Source organism: Micromonospora sp. (genome assembly GCF_048594385.1).
Classification (GTDB): Bacteria; Actinomycetota; Actinomycetes; order Mycobacteriales; family Micromonosporaceae; genus Micromonospora; species Micromonospora wenchangensis.
Genome location: NZ_JBMDWU010000053.1, coordinates 1 through 19,961, shown reverse-complemented (window position 1 = coordinate 19,961; position 19,961 = coordinate 1). Strand labels below are relative to the sequence as shown.

Here is a 19,961-nt window from a genome sequence, read left to right as displayed (position 1 = left end):
CCGGCCCACCCCACCCCCACCTCGCCGAGCGCCGCGCCGAGCCCGAGTACGGCACCGAGCCCGAGCGCGGAACCGAGCCCGAGCGCGGAACCGAGCGCCGAGCCGACGACCACGTTCTCCGAACCGCCCCCGGACCCGTCGCCGACCTCGGCGCCCCCCGACACCCCCACCCCGGTACCCACGCCCGAGCCGACCCCCGGCCCGACATCGACCCTGGAACCCGGCCCGACGCCGGGGCCCACGGTCGGACCGTGCCCCACCGTCACGGTCACCGTGGTCCCCACCCCGCGCCCCCGGCCCACCGTGACGGCCATCCCGACCCGGGCCCCCCGCGTCGTCCGGCCGCGGGACGAGGCCCGTCGCGTGCCGCGCGTCGGAGCGCCACCCGTGGGTGCGTCGACCCCGGCCGCCCGCCCGTCGGCCACCCCGGCCCCCACGCCGCAGACGCCGGCGATACCCGCGCCGACCAGCCACGACGGCACCGACCCGGACGGTACGGTGACGAACGACGCCGGCTGAACCCTCCACGGTGCGGACGCCGCCGGCCGGCCGACCGGCGCGACGGACCGGCCGGCACGACATGCGGGGGCGGAACGCTGAGTACGCGCGACGAGGGCGGTGACCGGCCGGCGGGCGACCCCGGACCACCCCCGGCCCGCGACGTCCCGTCCGCCCCCGGTCAGGTCCCCGTCGGGCCGGCGGGGGCGGCGACCCGGGTGGCCCGGTGGGTGACCGAGGCGACCGCGCCGGCCGTGCTGGTCACCGGGCTGACCGTGGTGATCGGTTGGCACGGCGCGGGTGGCGTACGGGGGTTGGTCTGGGGTCTGCTCGCCACGGTCTTCGCCGCCGGCATCCCGTTCGCGTACGTCCTCAACGGGGTGCGGCGGGGCCGGCTCACCGACCACCACATCGGTCGGCGTGAGCAACGCCGGGTGCCGCTGCTGTTCGGCCTGGTCTCGGCCGTCGCCGGGCTGGCCCTGCTCGCGGCGCTCGGTGCGCCGCGCCCGGTGCTGGCCCTGGTCGCGACCGGGGTGGTCGGTCTGGTGGTGGCGGTGTCGGTCAGCCACTGGTGGAAGATGTCGATCCACTCGGCGGTGGCCGCCGGCACGCTGGTGGTGCTGGTGCTCACCTTCGGCCCCCGGCTGCTGCCGGCCGTCCCGCTGCTCGGCCTGGTCGGCTGGTCCCGGGTCCGGCTGCGCGACCACACCGTCGCGCAGGTCGTGGCCGGCGGGCTGGTGGGTGCCCTGGTGGCCGGGTTGGTCTTCGCAGCGCTGTCCTGAGCCTGCCGTCGCCGGGCGGTCGGCACGCCGGGGCCGTCAGGGTTCGGGGCGGAGCATGGGCGGGTGGAGCCGGGTCGCCGGGCCCCGGCGGAACAGTTGGGCGGGTCGTCCCCGGTCGCCCTCGGTGGCGCGGCCGACGGGGCTGACGAAGCCGGGGGTGCCGGTGACCTTCCGGTGGAAGTTGCGCGGGTCCAGCCGGGTGCCCCAGACCGTCTCGTAGACCGCCCGTAGTTGGGCCACCGTGAACTCGGGCGGGCAGAAGGCGCCGGCCAGCGGGGTGTACTCCAGCTTCGCGCGGGCCCGTTCCAGGCCGTCGGCGACGATCCGGTCGTGGTCGAAGGCGAGCTGGCCGGGGCTGAGCCGGGTGACCGGCACCCACTCCGCCGAGGCGGCGTCCGAGCCGGCGACGGGGGCGGGCAGGTCGGGGAGCAGCGCCAGCCAGGCCACGGTGACCACCCGCCCGCGCGGGTCGCGGCCCGGTCGGCCGTACGTGCCGAGCTGTTCCAGGTGGCCGACCGGCTCCGGTAGCCCGGTTTCCTCGGTCAGCTCCCGGGCGGCGGCGTCGGGCAGGTCCTCGTCGATGCCGACGAAGCCGCCCGGCAGCGCCCACCGGCCCTGGTCCGGCGGGATGCCCCGGCGGACGAGCAGCAGGTGCAACGCGTCGGCGCGCACGGTGAGCACCACCAGGTCCACCGTCACGGCGAAGGGCGGGTAGTCGGTCATCTTTTTATCACCACCTTGACGATAACTTAGCAGAGTGGTTATCGTCGTAGCGACGAAAAAGGGGAGGGTGAAGCCATGGCCGACGTGACGCGACGACTCTTCCTGCGCCACCTGCGCGGGACACCGACCAACTGGGTACGGCTGCACGTCGCCGGGCGGGTCCGGCGGGAGGGCACCGGCCAGTCGTTCTGGTACCGGCCACTGACCGCCGTGCTGAGCGAGGTGCCGGTGGACGACCGGGAGCTGCCGCTGCTCTTCCACGCCCGCACCGGCGACTTCGCCGACATCACCGTCCAGGCCACCGTGACCTACCGGGTGGCCGACCCGGCGCTCGCCGCCGCCCGGCTCGACTTCTCGATCGACCCGCGCACCGGTAAGGCCCGCTCCCGCCCCCTCGACCAGGTGGCCACGCTGCTGGCCGAACTGGCCCAGCAACCCGCCCTCGACCTGCTCGCCCGGGTGCCGCTGGCCGAGGCGCTGACCACCGTGGCACCCGTGCGGGAGGCGGTCTCCGCCGCGCTCGGCGCCGAGCCCCGGCTCGCCGACATCGGCGTCGCCGTGGTCAGCGCCCGGGTCGTCGCCGTCCGGCCCGAACCGGAACTGGAACGCGCCCTGCAGACCCCCACCCGGGAGGCCGTGCAGGTGCAGGCCGACCGGGCCACGTACGCCCGCCGGGCCCAGGCCGTCGAGCAGGAACGCGGCATCGCCGAGAACGAACTCCAGAACAAGATCGAGCTGGCCCGCCGGGAGCAGCAGCTCGTCGAGCAGCACGGGGCGAACGCCCGCCGCCGGGCCGAACTCGACGCCGCCGCCGAACTGGCCAGCGCCCACGGCAAGGCGGAACGGGAAACGGTCGCCAACACCGCCGCCGCCGACCGGGCCCGGGTGCTCGCCACCGCCGAGGCCGAGAAGGAGCGCCTGCTCGCCGCCGGTGCCGCCGACAAGGAACGGACGCTCGCCCTGGCCAAGGCCGAGACGGTACGCGCCGTCGGTGCCGCCGAGGCCGAGGCGGAGGCGGCGAAACTGGCCACGTACGCCGAACTGCCGCCGGCGGTGCTGCAGGCCCTCACCGTCCGGGAACTCGCCGGTCAGCTCCCCCCGATCGGCCAGCTCACGGTCACCCCGGACCTGCTGGCCGACCTGCTCGGCCGGCTCACCGGCCCGACCGGGGCGGTCGACCGGTGAGCGCCACCCTGGCCCCCCGGGTGGTGGTCGTGCGCCGCCCCAGCGAGCTGGACGAACTGCTCGCCCGGCACGGCACCCGGGCGGCGGCCCAGTGGTACCTGCGCGCCCGGGGGCGGGACCTGGCCGAGGTGGTGGACCGGCACGAGGCCCTCCAGAGCGCGCTGACCGCGGTCGCGGCCGCCGTCCCCGCCGACTGGCGACGCGGCACGGTGAACCGCGACGACCTGCCCCGGTTCCTGTTCGGGCCGGAGGACGTCGTCGTCGCCGTCGGGCCGGACGGACTGGTCGCCAACGTGGCGAAGTACCTCAGCGGGCAGCCCGTCGTCGGCGTCGACCCGGAACCGGGCCGCAACGTCGGGGTGCTGGTCCGGTGCACCGGCGACCAGGTGGCCGCCCTGCTGCCGGCGGTGGTGGCCGGGACCGCGCCGCTGCGGCACCGGGCCATGGTCCGGGCCACCCTCGACGACGGCCAGGAACTGGTCGGCCTCAACGAGGTGTACGTCGGGCACCCCTCCCACCAGTCGGCCCGCTACCTGCTCGACGTCACCTCCGACGGCCGACCCCGCCGGGAACGGCAGTCGTCCTCCGGGGTGGTCGTCGGCACCGGCACCGGGGCCACCGGCTGGTGCGCCTCCATCGCCCGGGGCCGGCCGGCCGCCGTCGCGCTACCCGCCCCGCAGGAGCCGGCGCTGTGCTGGTTCGTCCGGGAGGCGTGGCCCTCCCCGGTCACCGGGGCCGACCTGGTCGCCGGTCGCCTCGACGGCACCGGCACGCTGGAGCTGACCGCCGAGTCCGACGGCCTGGTGGCCTTCGCCGACGGCCTGGAGACCGACCGGTTGACGCTGCGCTGGGGCCAGCGCATCCGCCTCGACGTCGCCCCCGGCCGGCTGACCCTGGTCGAACCCTGACCGGCGGTCCGGCCGGTCAGGGGGTGTCGTCGCCGAGGCGCTGCCGGTTGGCCTCGATCCAGGCGTCCAGCGCGACCGGGTCGTCCGGGTCGACGCCGTCGGCCATCAACTGGGCCACCGCCGCCGTCGCCGGGCTGCGCCGCTCACCTGTCGAATAGAGCCTGGCGAACTCCGGCACCAGCTCCTCGATCGCCTCGTCGGTCTGGGTGACGGCCCGCTCGGGCAGCCCCCGCCGCCGCGCCGCGAACGCCGCCCAGGCGCGCAGCACCCGGGGCAGCATCGCCGCGTCGTCCATGTCCAGCACGGCCCGCCGGTGCACCCAGTCGAGCAGGAACAGCCCGGCCACCGCCGGGCTCCAGCGCAGCGGATCGGCGTCCGGGAAGCTCGCCGCGTGGTCGAAGAGCAGACCGAGGCAGAAGTGCAGCGAGGCCAGCTCGGCGTCGCCGTCGAGGGTGTTCAGCCCGTACCGGGCCGCCTCGGGGGCGGCCAGGAAGGCCCGGACCAGCGCGGTGCGTTCGTCGCTGGAGAGCGGCTCGGTGGGCCAGCCGGTGGTGTCGGCACCCGCCTGCGGCAACACCGCCAACCGCGCCCCGACCAGCGCCCGGTCGGTGGCGAGCGAACCCTCGGCGGGCAGGTCACCGAGGTCGTCGGTGATCTCCAGGTGACGGCCCACCTCGCCGTGCATCCGGGCCGGGTCCTCCTCCCGGAACCAGGTCAGGTCGTCGTCGGCGCACATCTGCCGGACCTGCGCGAGGATGCGTTCGGCCGGACCGCCGACGAAGACGTCCTTGGTGATGCCGATGTTGTGGTCGATCAGCGCGACCAGGGCGTGCTCCGGGCCGCCCGACTCGTCGTCGTATGCGAAGGTGGCCAGGTAGGAGGTCTGGTCGCCGTACACGTCGCCGTAGGACCAGGTGCCGGTGAGGTGGACCCGGCCGAGCTGGCCGGCCCAGGCCGGCGCCTGCGCGCCGGGGCGGACCTTCGCCGCGCCCTCGGCGGTCGGGACCAGCGCGGCGAAGACCTGACGGATGGTGGTGGCGGCGGCCGTACGGCGGCGTGAGGTGGCGGCGAGGAAACCGGAGACGAATTCCCGGACCGCCGTTTCCCGGTCGGTCTCGGCGATCGCGTAGACGCTGCCCAGCAGCGCCGTGCCGAGCATCTCGGCGTCGAGCGCGCAGTCCAGCCTGGTCACGTCGCGGGCGGCGGACAGCACCGCGTCGTAGGGGGTCTGTGGCGTGGCCATGGCACGACCCTACGCCGCCGCGCCGCCCCGGACACCCGTGCCGACGTCCGCGTTCGCCGGCCGGTGGTCGGCGTCCGTCGATGGCCGCCGGGCCGCTGGCGTTCCCCGCCGGGGCCGGTCAGCCGGCGGCGTCCTGCCAGGCGCGGCGGGCGAGGGCGTACCGGTCGACGAGGTCGCGGACGGGGGTGAGGACGTACTCCGCGCCGACCCGGGCGACCTCCTCGGTGAGCCGCCCCTCGGCCCGCTGCCGGGCCCGCCGGGCCGCCCACCGAATCACCGGCCCGGTCACCGCCGCCACCAGCAGGCCGGCGAGCAACCCGCCGAGCAGCAGCACGGTGGGCAGCGGCGTCTCGCCCACCCGGGGGTACTGCAGCGCCGGCAACCCGAGGGCGCGCAGCGCGTACCCGAGCACCAGCCAACCCAGCCCGACCACGGCGGCGAGGGTGACCAGCCACTGGACGCCGCCCACCAGCCGCCACCACAGCGGCCGGCGCTCCATGCCCAGGTCGGTGGCGGCGACCGCCGCGTCGAGTGCGTCCGGCAGGTCGGCCAGGCGGGACCGGGCCGCGGCGGTCACCGCAGCGGGCCAGGGGGCGGGCAGGTCCGCGCCGGAGCGGTCGCCGACCGCGCGGATGGCCAGCCCGAGAGCGGACTGCTGGGCGGCCGTCGGTTCGGGCACCGAGGTCGCCGCGAGCGGGGCCTGCGCCGGCTGCTGCGGCTCGGTCGCCGGGCCGGTCAGGTGCCGCCGGCGCAGCGGGTCGGGGCGCAGCCGCCGCCAGCCGCGGACCAGCGGCCAGCCGGTCGCGGCACCGGCCCGCTGCCGGTACGCCCCCTCGACCGCCGCCGTCACGGTGGGCACCCCGGCCGCGTCGGCCAGCGCCCGGTCCAGGGTGCGGATCGTCTCCGCGTCCGGGGTGTGCCCGGGTGCCTCGACGGCGACCAGTTCCCCCAGCGCGGCCGTCACCGAGTCGGCGTCGCCCCAGAGCCGGCGCAGCGCGGCCTGCCGGTCCGACACCGCCCGTTCCAGCGCCTCCCGCAGCCCGGTCATCCCGTTCGGCTCGACCGCCGTGGTGGCCAGCAGCGGCACCCCGTCGAGCCCGTCGACGTCGAGCAGCCGGCGCAGGTCGGCCAGCACCCGGGGCAGCTCGGCCGGGGGCAGCCGGTCGGCCTGGTTGAGCACCACCACCGTCACCTCCCGGTGCCGGTGGAACTCGCGCAGGTAGCTGTTGTGGATCACCCGGTCGGCGTACTTCTGCGGGTCGACCACCCAGACCACCAGGTCGACCAGGCCGAGCAGGCGGTCCACCTCCAGCCGGTGGGACCGCTGCACCGAGTCGAAGTCGGGCAGGTCGAGCAGGATCAGACCGTGCAGGGCCGACTCGTCGTCACCGTCGAGCGCGCTCTCCCGGACGAACCGGTGCCGGGGCAGCACCCCGACCCAGTCGAGCAGCCGGTTGCCGCCGTCCAGCGGCCCCCAGACGCAGGCGTGCGCGACACCGGTGGTCGGCCGGCGCACCCCGACCGGGGAGAGTTCCATCCCGGCCAGGGAGTTGAACAGGCTGGACTTGCCGCTGCCGGTGGCCCCGGCCAGCGCCACCACCGTGTGGTCCCGGGACAGCGCCAACCGGGTGCCGGCCCGCTCGACCAGGGTGTGCGCGCCGACCAGCCGGGTGTCGGGCACCTCGCCGTCGACCGCGTCGAGGAACCGGCGCACCGCGTCGAGCCGGGCCACCAGGGCGTCGGCGTCGACACGCTTGTCACCCCGGAGCGCCTCGCGCATCCGGCCGACGATGTTGGTCACCGGGTGCCGTCCTCGGGGGTCGGGGTCGGGGTCGGTAGCGCCGGGCCGGCCTGGTCGGCGAGGCCGCTGCGGTGCCGGGCCACCTCGACCCGGGCGGCGGCCCGACGCAGGCCGGCGGCGGCCTCCGGACCGGGCCGGGCGGCGTCGGTGCGGGCCAGGTATCGGGCCGCCTCCTCGTCGAGCAGCGTGCGGACCCGCTCCAGCAGGTCGCCCCGGGCCTTCGCGGCGAGGGTACGCACCGCCTGGTCGCCGAAGATCGCCTGGAGCACGGCCTGCGCGGCGACCGTGGTGCCCGCCCCGGTCGCCACCTCCAGACCGGTGGGGATGAACGCGGTGGAGGCGAAGACGGCGATCATCACGGCCAGCCCGGTGGCGTTGACCGCGTACGCGGCCGTACGGGCCACGAACCGCCGGTCGCCGCCCTCCTCCCGGACCAGCTCGAGCACGGCACGCTGCCAGTCCCGGACCAGCCGTTCGGCCCGTTCGGGCAGGTCGGCCGAGGCGTGCGCAAGCGACGGTTCGAGCAGTGCCGCCCCGGCGGGGTGCGCCTTCCAGGCGGTGTACGTGTGCTCCGCAGCCTCGGCGGCGACCCCGCGCAGCAGGGTCACCAGTTGCGACTCGATGGCGTTGCGCAGCTCGGTGGCGGGGGTGGCGGGCCGGCCGGTGACCGCGGCGACGAGCCGGTCGCGCAGCCTGCCGATCCGGGCCTCCAGAGTCCGGAAGAACTCCCCGGTGCCGACGAACTCCTGCCAGTGGGCGAGCACCTCGCCACGCAGCAGCCGGCCGTCCTTCATGCCCTCGGCCACGGTGCGGTGCGCGCCCTGGTAGGCGGCCCGGACCCGGTCGTCCAGCGCGTCGGCGGCGGCCACCTGCTCGTCGGCGGCGTCGGCGAGTGCCTCGACCGTGGGGTGCAGGGAGGCGAGCGCGCCGTCCAGGGTCTGCCGGACCACGGCGGCGCGGGCCTCGGCGTCGGCGGCGAGCCGGGCGAACCAGCCGCCCAGCGGCGCGGTCACCCGGTCGGGCAGCAGGCCCTGGCCGTCGACCCAGGTCTCGGGCAGGACGAACAGCGGCGCCGCGCCCAACTCCTGGGCGGCGAGCATCTCGGACAGGTGGGCGGCGATCTCGTCGGCGGCCTCGGGGGGCACCCGGTCGAGCACCATGGCGATCGAGGCCCCCCGGGAGCGGGCGGCGCGTAGCAGCTCCCACGGGACGGCGTCGGCGTACCGGGCGGCGGTGGTGACGAAGAGCCAGAGATCGGCGGCGGCGAGCAGCTGGCCGGCGAGGGCGCGGTTGGCGTCGACCACCGAGTCGATGTCGGGGGCGTCGAGGAAGGCCAGCCCCGGTGCGAGCGCGGGGGCGGTGACCAGGTGCAGGGTGCCCGGGTCCTCGCTGGGCTCGTTGGTGCGGGTCAGGCCGGGCAGCAGCTCGCCCTGGCGGAACCAGGCGGCGTCGGCGGGGTTGCAGACCAGCACCGGGGAGCGGGTGGTGGGGCGCAGCACCCCGGCGGCGCTCACCCGGGCCTGGACCAGGCTGTTGACCAGTGTGGACTTGCCCGCACCGGTGGATCCGCCGACGACCACGAGCAGCGGGGCGTCGAGCCGGGCCAGCCGGGGCAGCAGGTAGTCGTCGAGCTGGTCGGTCAGCGCCCGGCCGGTGTGCCGCGCCGGCTCGGCCGAGGGCAGCGCCAGCGGGAACCGGGCCGCGCCGATCGCGGCCCGCAGGCCGGTGAGGGCGGCGGGCAGGCCGTCTCCGGTGGGGCCGGGCGGCGTCTCGTCGGTCTCCGACGACCCGGTGCGGGCGGCGACGGTGGGCGCGCCGGACCGGGTGGCGGGATCGCCGTGCGTCGTCACCGCTAAAGCGTGCCCGACCGATGCAACAGAGACAACCGGAGGGTAGTAACGGTCAGGTTGCGTCGGGTCGGCTCAACTCGACTTGCGCTTTGGCGATCGCGTGGCACTATTGAGTCAAGTTCACTCAACTTGTGGTGCGGTCGCTCCGGGCGGCCCGCCGGGTAGGCCACCTGACCTGCCCATCCGTTACGAAGCGAGGAAGCGAAGATGGCACGTGCGGTCGGTATCGACCTCGGCACGACGAACTCCTGCGTCAGCGTTCTCGAGGGCGGTGAGCCCACCGTCATCGCCAACGCTGAGGGCTCGCGGACGACCCCGTCGATCGTCGCGTTCGCCCGCAACGGCGAGGTGCTCGTCGGTGAGGTCGCCAAGCGCCAGGCGGTGACCAACCCGGACCGGACCATCCGCTCGGTCAAGCGGGAGATCGGCACCAACTGGACCGTCGACATCGACGGCAAGAAGTACACCCCGCAGGAGATCTCGGCCCGGACGCTGATGAAGCTCAAGCGGGACGCCGAGGCCTACCTGGGCGAGCAGATCACCGACGCGGTGATCACCGTGCCCGCCTACTTCAACGACGGCCAGCGCCAGGCCACCAAGGAGGCCGGCGAGATCGCCGGCTTCAACGTGCTGCGGATCGTCAACGAGCCGACCGCGGCGGCCCTGGCGTACGGGCTGGACAAGGGCTCCAAGGAGCAGACCGTCCTGGTCTTCGACCTCGGTGGCGGCACCTTCGACGTGTCCCTGCTGGAGCTGGCCGAGGGCGTCGTCGAGGTCAAGTCGACCAGCGGTGACAACCAGCTCGGCGGCGACGACTGGGACCAGCGCATCATCGACCACCTGGTGAAGACGTTCCGCGGCGAGCACGGCATCGACCTGGGCCAGGACAAGATGGCGCTGCAGCGGCTCCGCGAGGCGGCCGAGAAGGCCAAGATCGAGCTGTCGGCGGCCACCACCACCAACATCAACCTGCCGTACATCACCGCCGGGTCGGCCGGCCCGCTGCACCTGGACGTGACGCTCAGCCGCGCCGAGTTCCAGCGGATGACGCAGGACCTGCTGGACCGCTGCAAGGGCCCGTTCGAGCAGGCCGTGAAGGACGCCGGCATCAAGATCGCCGACGTCGACCACGTGATCCTGGTCGGCGGCTCCACCCGGATGCCGGCCGTGACCGACCTGGTCAACCAGCTCACCGGTCGCGACCCCAACAAGGGCGTCAACCCGGACGAGGTCGTCGCCGTCGGCGCGGCCCTGCAGGCCGGTGTGCTCAAGGGCGAGGTCAAGGACGTCCTGCTGCTCGACGTGACCCCGCTGAGCCTGGGCATCGAGACCAAGGGCGGCATCTTCACCAAGCTCATCGAGCGCAACACCACCATCCCGACCAAGCGCTCCGAGGTCTTCACCACGGCCGACGACAACCAGCCGTCGGTGCTGATCCAGGTGTTCCAGGGCGAGCGCGAGATCGCGGCGTACAACAAGAAGCTCGGCACCTTCGAGCTGACCGGCCTTCCGCCGGCGCCGCGCGGCGTGCCGCAGATCGAGGTCACCTTCGACATCGACGCCAACGGCATCGTCAACGTGCACGCCAAGGACCTGGGCACCGGCAAGGAACAGAAGATGACGATCACCGGCGGCTCGTCGCTGCCGAAGGACGACATCGAGCGGATGCGCCGGGACGCCGAGGAGCACGCCGACGACGACAAGCGTCGCCGGGAGGAGGCCGAGACCCGCAACGTGGCCGAGGCGCTCCAGTGGCAGACCGAGAAGTTCCTCGCCGAGAGCGGCGACAAGCTGCCCACGGAGAACCGGGAGCAGCTCAACGAGGCCCTCGGTGAGCTGCGGGGCGCGCTCGGCGGCCAGGACATCGAGAAGATCAAGGCGGCCCACGAGCGGCTCGCCCAGGTCTCCCAGCAGGCCGGTTCGCTGCTCTACTCGCAGCAGGCCGAGCAGGGGGAGCAGCCGGGCGCGGCCGGTGCGGGCGCGGGTGCCGGAGCCGGCGCGGGTGCCGCCGGGGCCGCCGGGGCCCCCAAGGCGGGCGGCCCGGACGACGTGGTCGACGCGGAGATCGTGGACGAGGACAAGAAGTGACGGTCCGCGCCACCGCACAGGGAACGAGGTAGTCGCATGACGGAGAAGCCACGAGCCGCCGACCCGGACACCTCCGGGTCGACGCCGGGTGGCTCCGCGCCCACCGACGACGGGCCGCGGGTCGTCATCCGGGACAACCGCAAGCTCGGCAAGACCGAGGAGACGCCCGCCGCCGCCGACGCCGGGGCCGACGTCCCGGCCGAGGGGCTGGTCGAGGAGTCCGAGGTGGTGGTCGACGAGATCGAGGCCGAGGCCACCGCCCTCGACGACCCGGCACCGACCGGTCCGCCGGTGGTGGACGCCCCCGCGCAGCCGGTCGACGGCAGCGCCACGGGCTCCCCGCTCGGCGCCGAGTTGGAGGCCCTCCGGGCCGAGCTGGACGAGCGGACCCGGGACCTGCAGCGGGTGTCGGCGGAGTACGCCAACTACCGCAAGCGGGTGGACCGGGACCGGGGCGTGGTCCAGGAGCAGGCGACCGGCTCGGTGCTCGCCGCGCTGCTGCCCATCCTGGACGACCTGGACCGGGCCCGGGAACACGGCGACCTGGTCGGGCCGTTCGGCACCGTGGCGGAGCAGCTCACCACGGCGCTGGGCAAGTTCGGCCTGACGCCCTTCGGCGAGCAGGGCGACCCGTTCGACCCGACCCGGCACGAGGCGGTCGCGCACCAGACCTCACCGGACGTCGACGAGCCCACCTGCGTGCAGGTGATGCGTCGGGGTTACCTGCTCGGCGAGCGGCTGCTGCGGCCGGCCATGGTCGCGGTCGCCGACCCGGAGTAGTGCACGGCCATCCGGGCGCCCCGCCCGCCTCCCGCGGTGGGCGGGGCGACCGGGCCACAACTCACGGAAGGGGGTGGACCGGTGAGTTCCAAGGACTGGATCGAGAAGGACTTCTACGCCACGTTGGGCGTGGAGAAGTCCGCCTCCTCGGACGAGATCAAGAAGTCGTACCGGAAACTGGCCCGGGAGTCGCACCCGGACCACAACCCCGGTGACCCGAAGGCCGAGGAGCGGTTCAAGGGCGTCTCCGAGGCGTACGCGGTGCTCGGCGACGACGCCAAACGCCGCGAGTACGACGAGATGCGCTCCCTGTTCGGCTCGGGCGCGTTCCGGCGGGGCGCCCGCGGCCCCGGTCAGCCCGGCGGGGTCCCGTTCGACGTCTCCGACCTGTTCGGCGGCGGCGGGGGCGGGGACAACCGGTTCGGTGGCGGCGGCTTCACCGACCTGTTCAGTTCGATCTTCTCCGGCGGTGGTGGCGCCGGCCCGACCCGGGCGCGTGGACCGGCCCGGGGCCGGGACGTGGAGGCCGAGGTCGCGCTCGACTTCGGCGACGCCGTCCGGGGCGTCACCCTGCCGTTGACGTTGCGCGCCCCCGGGGTCTGCGACACCTGCCACGGCAACGGCGCGAAGCCGGGTACCCAACCGACCGCCTGCCCGGTCTGTCACGGTGCCGGGGTGACCACCCGGGACCAGGGGTCGTTCAGCTTCTCCGAGCCGTGCCGCAACTGCCAGGGCGTCGGGACGGTCGTCGAGGAGAAGTGCCCCGAGTGCCAGGGCACCGGCGGGGTCACCAAGGCCCGCACGCTCAACGTCCGGTTCCCCGCCGGGGTGGCCGACGGCCAGCGGATCAGGCTGGCCGGGCGGGGCGAGCCGGGGCAGCGCGGTGGGCCGGCGGGTGACCTGTTCGTGCAGGTGAAGGTCCGCCCGGACGACCTGTTCGGGCGTACCGGTGACGATCTGACGCTGGCCGTGCCGATCACCTTCGCCGAGGCGGTGCTCGGCACCGACCTGCGGGTACCCACGCTGGACGGCGCGGTGACCCTGCGCGTCCCGCCGGGCACCCCGTCCGGGCGGGTGCTGCGGGCCCGGGGCAAGGGTGTCGTACGACGGGACGGGCGGGCCGGCGACCTGCTGGTCACGCTGGATGTGGTGGTGCCGGCGACGGTGTCGGACGAGGCGCGGGCGGCGCTGGAGTCGTTCGCCGGGGCGACGCCGCCGGCCGCCCGGGAACATCTCGACGCGCGGGTGCGTCGGGTCGGTTGACCGGTGGACGGGTGCGGAGGTGAGTGGGATGTCGGACGGGTTCGTCGGTTCGGGTGACCCTGCCTACGAGGCCAAGGTGCTGATGATCTCGGTTGCGGCACGGATGGCGGGCATGCACCCGCAGACGCTGCGCCAGTACGACCGGCTCGGCCTGGTGCAGGCCGGTCGGGCGGCCGGTGGCGGGCGACGCTACAGCGTGCGGGACGTCGTCCTGCTGCGCGAGGTGCAGCGGCTCAGCCAGGACGAGGGCGTCAACCTGGCCGGGGTGAAGCGGATCATCGGGCTGGAACGCCTGGTGGAGCAGGCCCAGCAGCGGGTGGCCCGGCTGGAGGCGGAGCTGGACGCCGCGTACCGGCGGATCGCCGAGCTGGAGACGCTGGCCAGCGGCTTCTCCCGGGGCGACCTGGTGCCGACCAGCCGCACCTCGACGGCGCTGGTGGTCTGGCGTCCCCGCCGCACCGGCCCGACATGATCGACACTTCCGGGCGGGTGCTCCGGTGCCCTCGCCGTACCCGACCGGCATGATCAACACTTCTGGGCGCGAATAGCGGCATCCCCTCGACGGGATGCCGCTATTCGGCGTATCTGGAGTGAATCTCCCCGAGGCGGGACGCTGACCGGCGGGGTTCAGGCATTCCCCCGCCGGGAGCAGGGCTGTCCCGTTAACCTGTGAATCAGGCGCAAGCGGACCAATCCGGACTCCGACAACGGGGGGAACCGTGGCGGAATCGGCGAAGAAGGTGGCCCGGCAGGCGGAGGAGCGGCTCGACCAGGTGGCCGAGAACGTCCGGGAGAAGTTCGACCGGGTCACCCGGGGCACCTTCTCCGACACCGTGAAGGACGGCAGGTTTGCCGACCGGAACGCCCGCAGGGCGAACCGGGGGCAGGCCGAGCCGAAACGCGGCGACCAGGGCGGATCGCAACGCTGACGATCCGCCGACGTGCGGGCCGGGACCCACGGGGGGTCCCGGCCCGTTCGCCGTCCGGGCGTGGTGGGGCGGCTCCGGCCCGACCGACGTGATGGGGCGGCTCCGGCCCGACCGAAATGGTGGGGCGGCTCCGGCCCGACCGCGACGTCAGCCGAGGCGGCGGTTGTCCCGGACCAGGCCGCCCTCGCACCAGTCGTGGTAGGTGAAGAGTTCCTGCCGGGCCAGCAGCATCCGGCTGTTGTGCGCCCAGTTGCGCACCAACTCGTCGCCGTCGCGCTCGGCCTGCTCCACCAGCTTGCGGAACCGACGCCGGGGGTGGGCGCGGAACTTCGTCCGGATGCCGTCGGCGGCGTAGATGTAGAGGCAGTGCAGGGCGAAACGGCGGGCCGGGCAGGCCGGGTCCCGGGCCAGCTCGAAGAGGGTGAGCACCAGGTGGTCACCCGCCACCAGCAGGTCCCAGTCCTGGGGCAGCGAGGTCAACGGCACCGAGTCGGGTTGGTACGCCCAGGCCCGCAACTCCGCCGGTGACGGGTCGACGGGGTTGGCGAAGCCGCGGAACGTCGGACCGTGCGCGCTCACCCGGCAACCTTCCCGCTCACGCCCGCGGGATGCCTCCGTCCGCCCGCGAGACCCTGGCCTGCTGGGGCGCAACGCTAGCCGCCGTCACCCGGCCGGCGGAAGACCTGCCGGGAAGCAATTCGGCAACGGATGCCCTGGCCAGGCCGACCCGCGCGGTCGACCTGGCCAGGCGAAACTCAGTCCGTGGCCGGTACCGGCCGGGCCTGGCGGGCGGCGATCCTCCGCCGCACCCGCTGCTTGAACCAGTGCATGTCGGGCAGCCGGGCGAGCATCGGACCGGTGATCACGGTGATCAGCACGTACGCCGTGGCGAGCGCGGCCAGCTTGGGTTCGACGGTGCCGGCGGCGACCGCGAGACCGGCGATGACGATGGAGAACTCACCGCGGGGCATCAGGGCGAAACCGGCCCGCCACCGGCCGGGCTCGGCGATCCCGGCCCGGCGGGCCGCCAGGTAGCCGGTGACCAGCTTCGTCCCCATGGTGACCACGGCCAGCGCGATCGCGGGCAGCAGCACCGGCGGCATGTCCCGGGGGTCGGTGACCAGGCCGAAGAAGACGAAGAAGACGGCGGCGAAGAGGTCCCGCAGCGGGGAGAGCAGTTCGGTGGCGTGGTGCGCCACCGGCCCGGACAGGGCGATGCCGACCAGGAACGCCCCGACGGCGGCGGAGACCTGGAGCCGGGCGGCGATCCCGGCGACCAGCAGGGTCAGGCCGAGCACCCCGAGCAGCAGCGCCTCCGGGTCCTTCGCCGACAGGGCGGCGGAGATCAGGTGACCGAAGCGGATGGCGACGACCAGCACGACCACCACGGTGAGCACCGCGATGCCCAGCGCTATGCCGCCCTTGACCAGGCCAACGCCGGCCAGCAGCGCGGTCACCAGCGGCAGGTAGAGCGCCATCGCCAGGTCCTCGATGACCAGCACGGACAGGATGACCGGGGTTTCCCGGTTACCGACCCGGCCGAGGTCGCCGAGCACCTTGGCGATCACCCCGGAGGACGAGATCCAGGTGATGCCGCCGAGCACCACGGCCGCCACCCAGCCCCAACCGAGCAGCAGCGCGAAGCCGAACCCGGGCAGGGCGTTGAGGACCGCGTCGATCAGGCCGGCCGGCGCCGCCGAGCGCAGGTTGCCGACCAGCTCGTTGGCGCTGTATTCCAGGCCGAGCATGACCAGCAGCAGGATGACGCCGATCTCGGCGCCGACGGCGAAGAACTCCTCGCTGGCGGCCAGCGGCAGCAGACCGCCGTGGCCGAACGCGAGGCCGGCGAGCAGGTAGAGCGGGATGGGGGAGACGCCGAACCGGCGGCTGAGCCGACCGAGCAGCCCGAGCAGCAGGAGGAGAGCGCCGACCTCGACCAGTAGGGTTGTGGTTTCGTGCATCCGCCTCAGCCGTCCGGGTCACTGTCGGCGAGGATGGCGGTCACCCCGTCGAGACCCTGCCGGGTGCCGACCACGACCACCACGTCACCGGCCGCGAAGCGGAAGGTGGGATCGGGCGAGACGTTGACCTCGCCCTGCCGGAGCACCGCCACGATCGAGGCGCTGGTACGGGTGCGTGCCTTGGTGTCACCGAGCCGCTTGTTGACGTACTTCGACCCGGCCGGGATGGCGATCTGCTCGGTGAGCAGCCCGGCCGCCTGCTCGCGCAGGCCGGAGAGCTGACCCAGCATCAGCGACGCGCCGAGGATGTCGGCGAGCGCCTCGGCCTCGTCGTCGGTCAGCGGGATGTCGTGCTGACAGGAGTCGGGATCGTCCGGGTCGTAGAGGACCAGGTCGCGGCGGCCATTGCGGTGGGAGACCACACCGAGCCGGCGGCCGGACTCCGTCATCAGGTCATGACGGACGCCGATTCCCGGTAGGGCGGTCTGTTCGACTCGTACTCGCACGGACGAGAGGTTATACCCTGCCCTCCACCTCGGCCCGACGGATGTCTGCCCTGCTCGCGAGCGTGCCACCCCCGCCACCGCCCGTGTCCACCCACCCCCCGACGGGTCACACCCCTCACCGCGCCGCCCGCCCCGCCCGGTCACCGCGCCGCACCCACCGCACCGCACCGCTCCGCCCGGAACAACCGACCGCCCAGGAGGAACCGCGATCACAGATCCACTCGTCGGGGGCGATGTTGCGGGGTCCGACCCCGTTCGACACCGCCATCGGGCCGATGTTGCTCATGCCGCCGCGGGCCAGGGTGCTCGCCCGGACGGCGGCCCGCTCGCTGGCCTTCCTCGCCCACGTGGACCCCGGCGAGACCACCGTGTCCGCCGAGGATGATCAGGGGGTACGTCACCGGGTCTTCTGCGACGTCCGACTGGAGACCGGCCGCCGGTGTGTGCTGCGGGCCGGTCACGAGACGCCCTGCACGTCCCGCCTGCCCCGCTGGCCACCGAACGCCGCCCGTTCCCGGAGATTGTGACCCACGCCACGTTGGCAGAGTTGAGCGGAATAGGCTCAACTCTGATGGTGTCTCTTACTAGTGGACACGCCGATCCCGGGGGAGCCCATGAACACGGAACGACTCACCACCAAGAGCCGCGAAACCATCACCGGTGCGGTCGCGCTGGCCAACCAGCGTGGTCACGCCACCGTGGAACCCTGGCACCTGCTGCTGGCCCTGCTCGACACCGACGGCTCCACCGCCGCCGGCCTGCTGCGCGCCGTGGGTGCCGACCCCGCCGGGCTGCGCCGGGTCGCGCAGCGCTCGGTCGACGCGCTGCCCGCCGCCCGTGGGTCCAGCATCGCCGAGCCCACCCTCGCCCGCGAGTTCGTCAACGCCATCGGCGCCGCCGAGCAGATCGCCCGTCCGCTCGGCGACGAGTACACCTCCACCGAGCACCTGCTCGCCGGCCTGGCCCGGGTGGGTGGCGCGGTGTCCAACGCGCTGAAGACCGCCGGGGCCACCGAGGAGAACCTGGTCGCCGCGTTCCCGACGGTGCGCGGCGGGGACCGGCGGGTCACCACCGCCGACCCGGAGCAGACCTACCAGGCGCTTGCCAAGTACGGCGTCGACCTCACCGCCAGCGCCCGGGACGGCAAGATCGACCCGGTGATCGGGCGGGATTCGGAGATCCGTCGGGTGGTCCAGGTGCTCTCCCGGCGTACCAAGAACAACCCGGTGCTGATCGGCGAGCCCGGCGTCGGCAAGACCGCGATCGTCGAGGGCCTGGCCCAGCGGATCGTGGCCGGGGACGTGCCCGAGTCGCTGCGGGACAAGAAGTTGGTCTCGCTCGACCTCGGCGCGATGGTCGCCGGTGCGCAGTACCGGGGCCAGTTCGAGGAGCGGCTCAAGTCCGTCCTGGAGGAGATCAAGAACTCGAACGGGCAGGTCATCACCTTCCTCGACGAGCTGCACACGGTGGTCGGCGCGGGCAAGGGCGAGGGCTCGATGGACGCCGGCAACATGCTCAAGCCGATGCTGGCGCGCGGTGAGCTGCGGATGGTCGGCGCGACCACCCTCGACGAGTACCGCGAGCACATCGAGAAGGACCCGGCGCTGGAGCGCCGGTTCCAGCCGGTGCTGGTCGGCGAGCCGACCATCGAGGACACCATCGGCATCCTGCGTGGCCTCAAGGAGCGCTACGAGGTGCACCACGGCGTCCGGATCACCGACGCCGCACTGGTCGCCGCCGCGTCGCTGTCCGACCGGTACATCACCGACCGGTTCCTGCCGGACAAGGCGATCGACCTGGTCGACGAGTCCGCGTCCCGGCTCCGCATGGAGATCGACTCCCGGCCGGTCGAGGTGGACGAGATCGAACGGGCGGTCCGCCGGCTGGAGATCGAGGAGATGGCGCTGGCCAAGGAGCCCGACGCCGCCTCCGCCGAGCGGCTGGAGCGGCTGCGCAAGGAGCTGGCCGACAAGCGTGAGCAGCTCACCGCGCTGTCCGAGCGCTGGCAGACCGAGAAGAGCCACATCACCAAGCTCTCCACCGCCAAGGAGGAGCTGGAACGCCTCGGCGGCGAGGCCGAGCGGGCCGAACGCGACGGCGAGCTGGAACGCGCCGCCGAGCTGCGTTACGGCCGGATCCCGGCGCTCAAGGCGGACCTGGCGACGGCCGAGGAGGAACTGGCCCGGCTCCAGGCCGACGGCGCGATGCTCAAGGAGGAGGTCGGCGCGGACGACATCGCCGCCGTCGTCGCCTCCTGGACGGGCATCCCGGCCGGTCGGCTGCTGGAGGGCGAGACCGCCAAGCTGCTGCGGATGGAGGAGTCGCTGGGCAGCCGCGTCGTCGGCCAGGCCGAGGCCGTCGGTGCCGTCTCCGACGCGGTACGCCGGGCGCGGGCCGGCGTCGCCGACCCGGACCGCCCCACCGGCAGCTTCCTGTTCCTCGGCCCCACCGGCGTCGGCAAGACCGAGCTTGCCAAGGCGCTCGCCGAGTTCCTCTTCGACGACGAGCGGGCCATGGTCCGCATCGACATGAGCGAGTACGGCGAGAAGCACTCCGTCGCCCGTCTGGTCGGTGCCCCGCCCGGATACGTCGGCTACGAGGAGGGCGGGCAGCTCACCGAGGCGGTGCGCCGCCGGCCGTACTCGGTGATCCTGCTGGACGAGGTGGAGAAGGCCCACCCGGACGTCTTCGACATCCTGCTCCAGGTGCTCGACGACGGCCGGCTCACCGACGGCCAGGGTCGTACGGTCGACTTCCGCAACGCGATCCTGATCCTCACGTCCAACCTGGGATCGTCGGTGATCAGCGACCTGACGCTCGCCGACGAGCAGCGCCGCGAGGGGGTGCTGGCGGTGGTCCGCTCGCACTTCAAGCCGGAGTTCCTCAACCGGCTCGACGACATCGTGGTCTTCGCCGCGCTGCGCGGGGACGACCTGCGGTCGATCGTCGACATCCAGCTCGACCGGCTGCGCCGCCGGCTCGCCGACCGCCGGTTGGCGCTGGACGTCAGCGAACCCGCAGGGACCTGGCTCGCCGAGCACGGGTACGACCCGATCTACGGTGCCCGGCCGCTGCGTCGCCTGGTCCAGTCGGCCATCGGCGACCAGCTCGCCAAGGCCCTGCTGGGTGGCGTGGTCAGGGACGGCGACACCGTGCGGGTCGACCTGTCCGACGACAAGAGCGGCCTCACCGTCACCGCCTCCTGACCCCGTACCCACCGGCCCGGCCCCGCCACCCCGGCGGGGCCGGCCCCTCCACCGCTGCCCCCTCCCCGCCCCGGCCCTCGCCCCGCCCCTTCCGCCCCGGTGATCAAGAGATTCGCGTCACGAGAGCGCCTTCCCCTGACGCCAACCTCTTGATCGCCCCGCGCCGGCCCTCCCGCCCCCCGGTGATCAAGAGGTTTGCGGCATCGGGAGCGCTCTCCGGTGACGCAAACCTCTTGAT

General features: G+C 74.0%; 18 protein-coding genes. 11 read left to right on the top strand and 7 right to left on the bottom strand.

Translation table 11 applies throughout. The annotated features are described in order from the left end of the window. The first annotated feature begins 387 nt into the window (after window positions 1-387). Both ACOJTC_RS02415 and ACOJTC_RS02410 read left to right on the top strand, forming a co-directional pair. The gene (locus tag ACOJTC_RS02415; protein WP_420115554.1) at window positions 388-519 is read left to right on the top strand and encodes a hypothetical protein; all 132 of its coding nucleotides are present in this window, start codon (window positions 388-390) and stop codon (window positions 517-519) included. A 209-nt stretch (window positions 520-728) separates the two neighbouring features. Then, window positions 729-1,280 (top strand): phosphatase PAP2 family protein, encoded by a 552-nt coding sequence (locus ACOJTC_RS02410; RefSeq protein WP_420115553.1) that lies wholly within the window; start codon window positions 729-731, stop codon window positions 1,278-1,280. Between the two features lie 36 nt (window positions 1,281-1,316). Here the strand turns inward: ACOJTC_RS02410 and ACOJTC_RS02405 are convergent, their stop codons facing one another. Beyond that, window positions 1,317-2,003 (bottom strand): NUDIX hydrolase, encoded by a 687-nt coding sequence (locus ACOJTC_RS02405; RefSeq protein ID WP_420115552.1) that lies wholly within the window; start codon window positions 2,001-2,003, stop codon window positions 1,317-1,319. A 75-nt stretch (window positions 2,004-2,078) separates the two neighbouring features. On the opposite strand from ACOJTC_RS02405, the gene ACOJTC_RS02400 reads away from it, so the two are divergent. After that, window positions 2,079-3,188, top strand: a complete 1,110-nt coding sequence (locus tag ACOJTC_RS02400) for an SPFH domain-containing protein (protein ID WP_420115551.1) — start codon at window positions 2,079-2,081, stop codon at window positions 3,186-3,188. After that, the gene (locus ACOJTC_RS02395) at window positions 3,185-4,096 is read left to right on the top strand and encodes a hypothetical protein (protein ID WP_420115550.1); all 912 of its coding nucleotides are present in this window, start codon (window positions 3,185-3,187) and stop codon (window positions 4,094-4,096) included. Before ACOJTC_RS02400 ends, ACOJTC_RS02395 begins: the two co-directional genes overlap by 4 nt. Window positions 4,097-4,112: 16 nt before the next feature. Here ACOJTC_RS02395 and ACOJTC_RS02390 read toward each other — a convergent pair whose 3' ends face one another. The 3 genes from ACOJTC_RS02390 to ACOJTC_RS02380 form a co-directional block, all read right to left on the bottom strand. Further along, a complete protein-coding gene (locus ACOJTC_RS02390) occupies window positions 4,113-5,339 on the bottom strand; it encodes a hypothetical protein (RefSeq protein ID WP_377683669.1) in 1,227 nt (408 codons plus the stop codon). Between the two features lie 118 nt (window positions 5,340-5,457). Then, entirely contained in the window at window positions 5,458-7,119 is a 1,662-nt protein-coding gene (locus ACOJTC_RS02385; RefSeq protein WP_420115555.1) for a GTPase, read from the bottom strand. A gap of 17 nt (window positions 7,120-7,136) precedes the next feature. Continuing rightward, complete coding sequence (locus ACOJTC_RS02380; protein WP_420115549.1) at window positions 7,137-8,990, bottom strand: ABC transporter; 1,854 nt, start codon at window positions 8,988-8,990, stop codon at window positions 7,137-7,139. Between the two features lie 207 nt (window positions 8,991-9,197). Between ACOJTC_RS02380 and dnaK the strand changes: the two genes are divergently transcribed. The 5 genes from dnaK (at window position 9,198) to ACOJTC_RS02355 (ending at window position 14,050) form a co-directional block, all read left to right on the top strand. After that, on the top strand, window positions 9,198-11,078 hold the full coding sequence (gene dnaK / locus ACOJTC_RS02375; protein ID WP_357925029.1) for a molecular chaperone DnaK: 1,881 nt from the start codon (window positions 9,198-9,200) through the stop codon (window positions 11,076-11,078). 36 nt (window positions 11,079-11,114) lie between these two features. Then, window positions 11,115-11,858 (top strand): nucleotide exchange factor GrpE, encoded by a 744-nt coding sequence (grpE, locus tag ACOJTC_RS02370; protein WP_204928489.1) that lies wholly within the window; start codon window positions 11,115-11,117, stop codon window positions 11,856-11,858. 81 nt (window positions 11,859-11,939) lie between these two features. Further along, the gene (dnaJ, locus tag ACOJTC_RS02365; protein ID WP_204928488.1) at window positions 11,940-13,121 is read left to right on the top strand and encodes a molecular chaperone DnaJ; all 1,182 of its coding nucleotides are present in this window, start codon (window positions 11,940-11,942) and stop codon (window positions 13,119-13,121) included. Between the two features lie 28 nt (window positions 13,122-13,149). Further along, window positions 13,150-13,593, top strand: a complete 444-nt coding sequence (locus ACOJTC_RS02360; RefSeq protein ID WP_088641908.1) for a heat shock protein transcriptional repressor HspR — start codon at window positions 13,150-13,152, stop codon at window positions 13,591-13,593. Window positions 13,594-13,840: 247 nt separating this feature from the next. Then, entirely contained in the window at window positions 13,841-14,050 is a 210-nt protein-coding gene (locus ACOJTC_RS02355; RefSeq protein WP_204928487.1) for a hypothetical protein, read from the top strand. A gap of 147 nt (window positions 14,051-14,197) precedes the next feature. Here ACOJTC_RS02355 and ACOJTC_RS02350 read toward each other — a convergent pair whose 3' ends face one another. From ACOJTC_RS02350 to ACOJTC_RS02340, 3 genes are all read right to left on the bottom strand, one after another. Further along, window positions 14,198-14,629 (bottom strand): hypothetical protein, encoded by a 432-nt coding sequence (locus ACOJTC_RS02350; protein ID WP_145917277.1) that lies wholly within the window; start codon window positions 14,627-14,629, stop codon window positions 14,198-14,200. A gap of 176 nt (window positions 14,630-14,805) precedes the next feature. Continuing rightward, window positions 14,806-16,011 (bottom strand): cation:proton antiporter, encoded by a 1,206-nt coding sequence (locus ACOJTC_RS02345; RefSeq protein WP_420115548.1) that lies wholly within the window; start codon window positions 16,009-16,011, stop codon window positions 14,806-14,808. Between the two features lie 5 nt (window positions 16,012-16,016). Next, a complete protein-coding gene (locus ACOJTC_RS02340) occupies window positions 16,017-16,517 on the bottom strand; it encodes a cation:proton antiporter regulatory subunit (RefSeq protein WP_088641912.1) in 501 nt (166 codons plus the stop codon). Window positions 16,518-16,792: 275 nt separating this feature from the next. Between ACOJTC_RS02340 and ACOJTC_RS02335 the strand changes: the two genes are divergently transcribed. Beyond that, on the top strand, window positions 16,793-17,044 hold the full coding sequence (locus tag ACOJTC_RS02335) for a hypothetical protein (RefSeq protein ID WP_420115547.1): 252 nt from the start codon (window positions 16,793-16,795) through the stop codon (window positions 17,042-17,044). 87 nt (window positions 17,045-17,131) lie between these two features. Continuing rightward, window positions 17,132-19,723: an ATP-dependent chaperone ClpB gene (gene clpB / locus ACOJTC_RS02330; RefSeq protein ID WP_420115546.1), complete on the top strand. Its 2,592-nt coding sequence runs from the start codon at window positions 17,132-17,134 to the stop codon at window positions 19,721-19,723. Window positions 19,724-19,961: the final 238 nt, after the last annotated feature.

Excerpts from the sequence above, each read along its gene's own strand:
- ACOJTC_RS02405 (WP_420115552.1), bottom strand. The coding sequence starts at position 2,003 with ATGACCGACTACCCGCCCTTCGCCGTGACGGTGGACCTGGTGGTGCTC.
- ACOJTC_RS02400 (WP_420115551.1), top strand. The coding sequence starts at position 2,079 with ATGGCCGACGTGACGCGACGACTCTTCCTGCGCCACCTGCGCGGGACA.
- ACOJTC_RS02390 (WP_377683669.1), bottom strand. The coding sequence starts at position 5,339 with ATGGCCACGCCACAGACCCCCTACGACGCGGTGCTGTCCGCCGCCCGC.
- ACOJTC_RS02385 (WP_420115555.1), bottom strand. The coding sequence starts at position 7,119 with ATGCGCGAGGCGCTCCGGGGTGACAAGCGTGTCGACGCCGACGCCCTG.
- dnaK (WP_357925029.1), top strand. The coding sequence starts at position 9,198 with ATGGCACGTGCGGTCGGTATCGACCTCGGCACGACGAACTCCTGCGTC.
- grpE (WP_204928489.1), top strand. The coding sequence starts at position 11,115 with ATGACGGAGAAGCCACGAGCCGCCGACCCGGACACCTCCGGGTCGACG.
- ACOJTC_RS02360 (WP_088641908.1), top strand. The coding sequence starts at position 13,150 with ATGTCGGACGGGTTCGTCGGTTCGGGTGACCCTGCCTACGAGGCCAAG.
- ACOJTC_RS02345 (WP_420115548.1), bottom strand. The coding sequence starts at position 16,011 with ATGCACGAAACCACAACCCTACTGGTCGAGGTCGGCGCTCTCCTCCTG.
- ACOJTC_RS02335 (WP_420115547.1), top strand. The coding sequence starts at position 16,793 with ATGTTGCTCATGCCGCCGCGGGCCAGGGTGCTCGCCCGGACGGCGGCC.
- clpB (WP_420115546.1), top strand. The coding sequence starts at position 17,132 with ATGAACACGGAACGACTCACCACCAAGAGCCGCGAAACCATCACCGGT.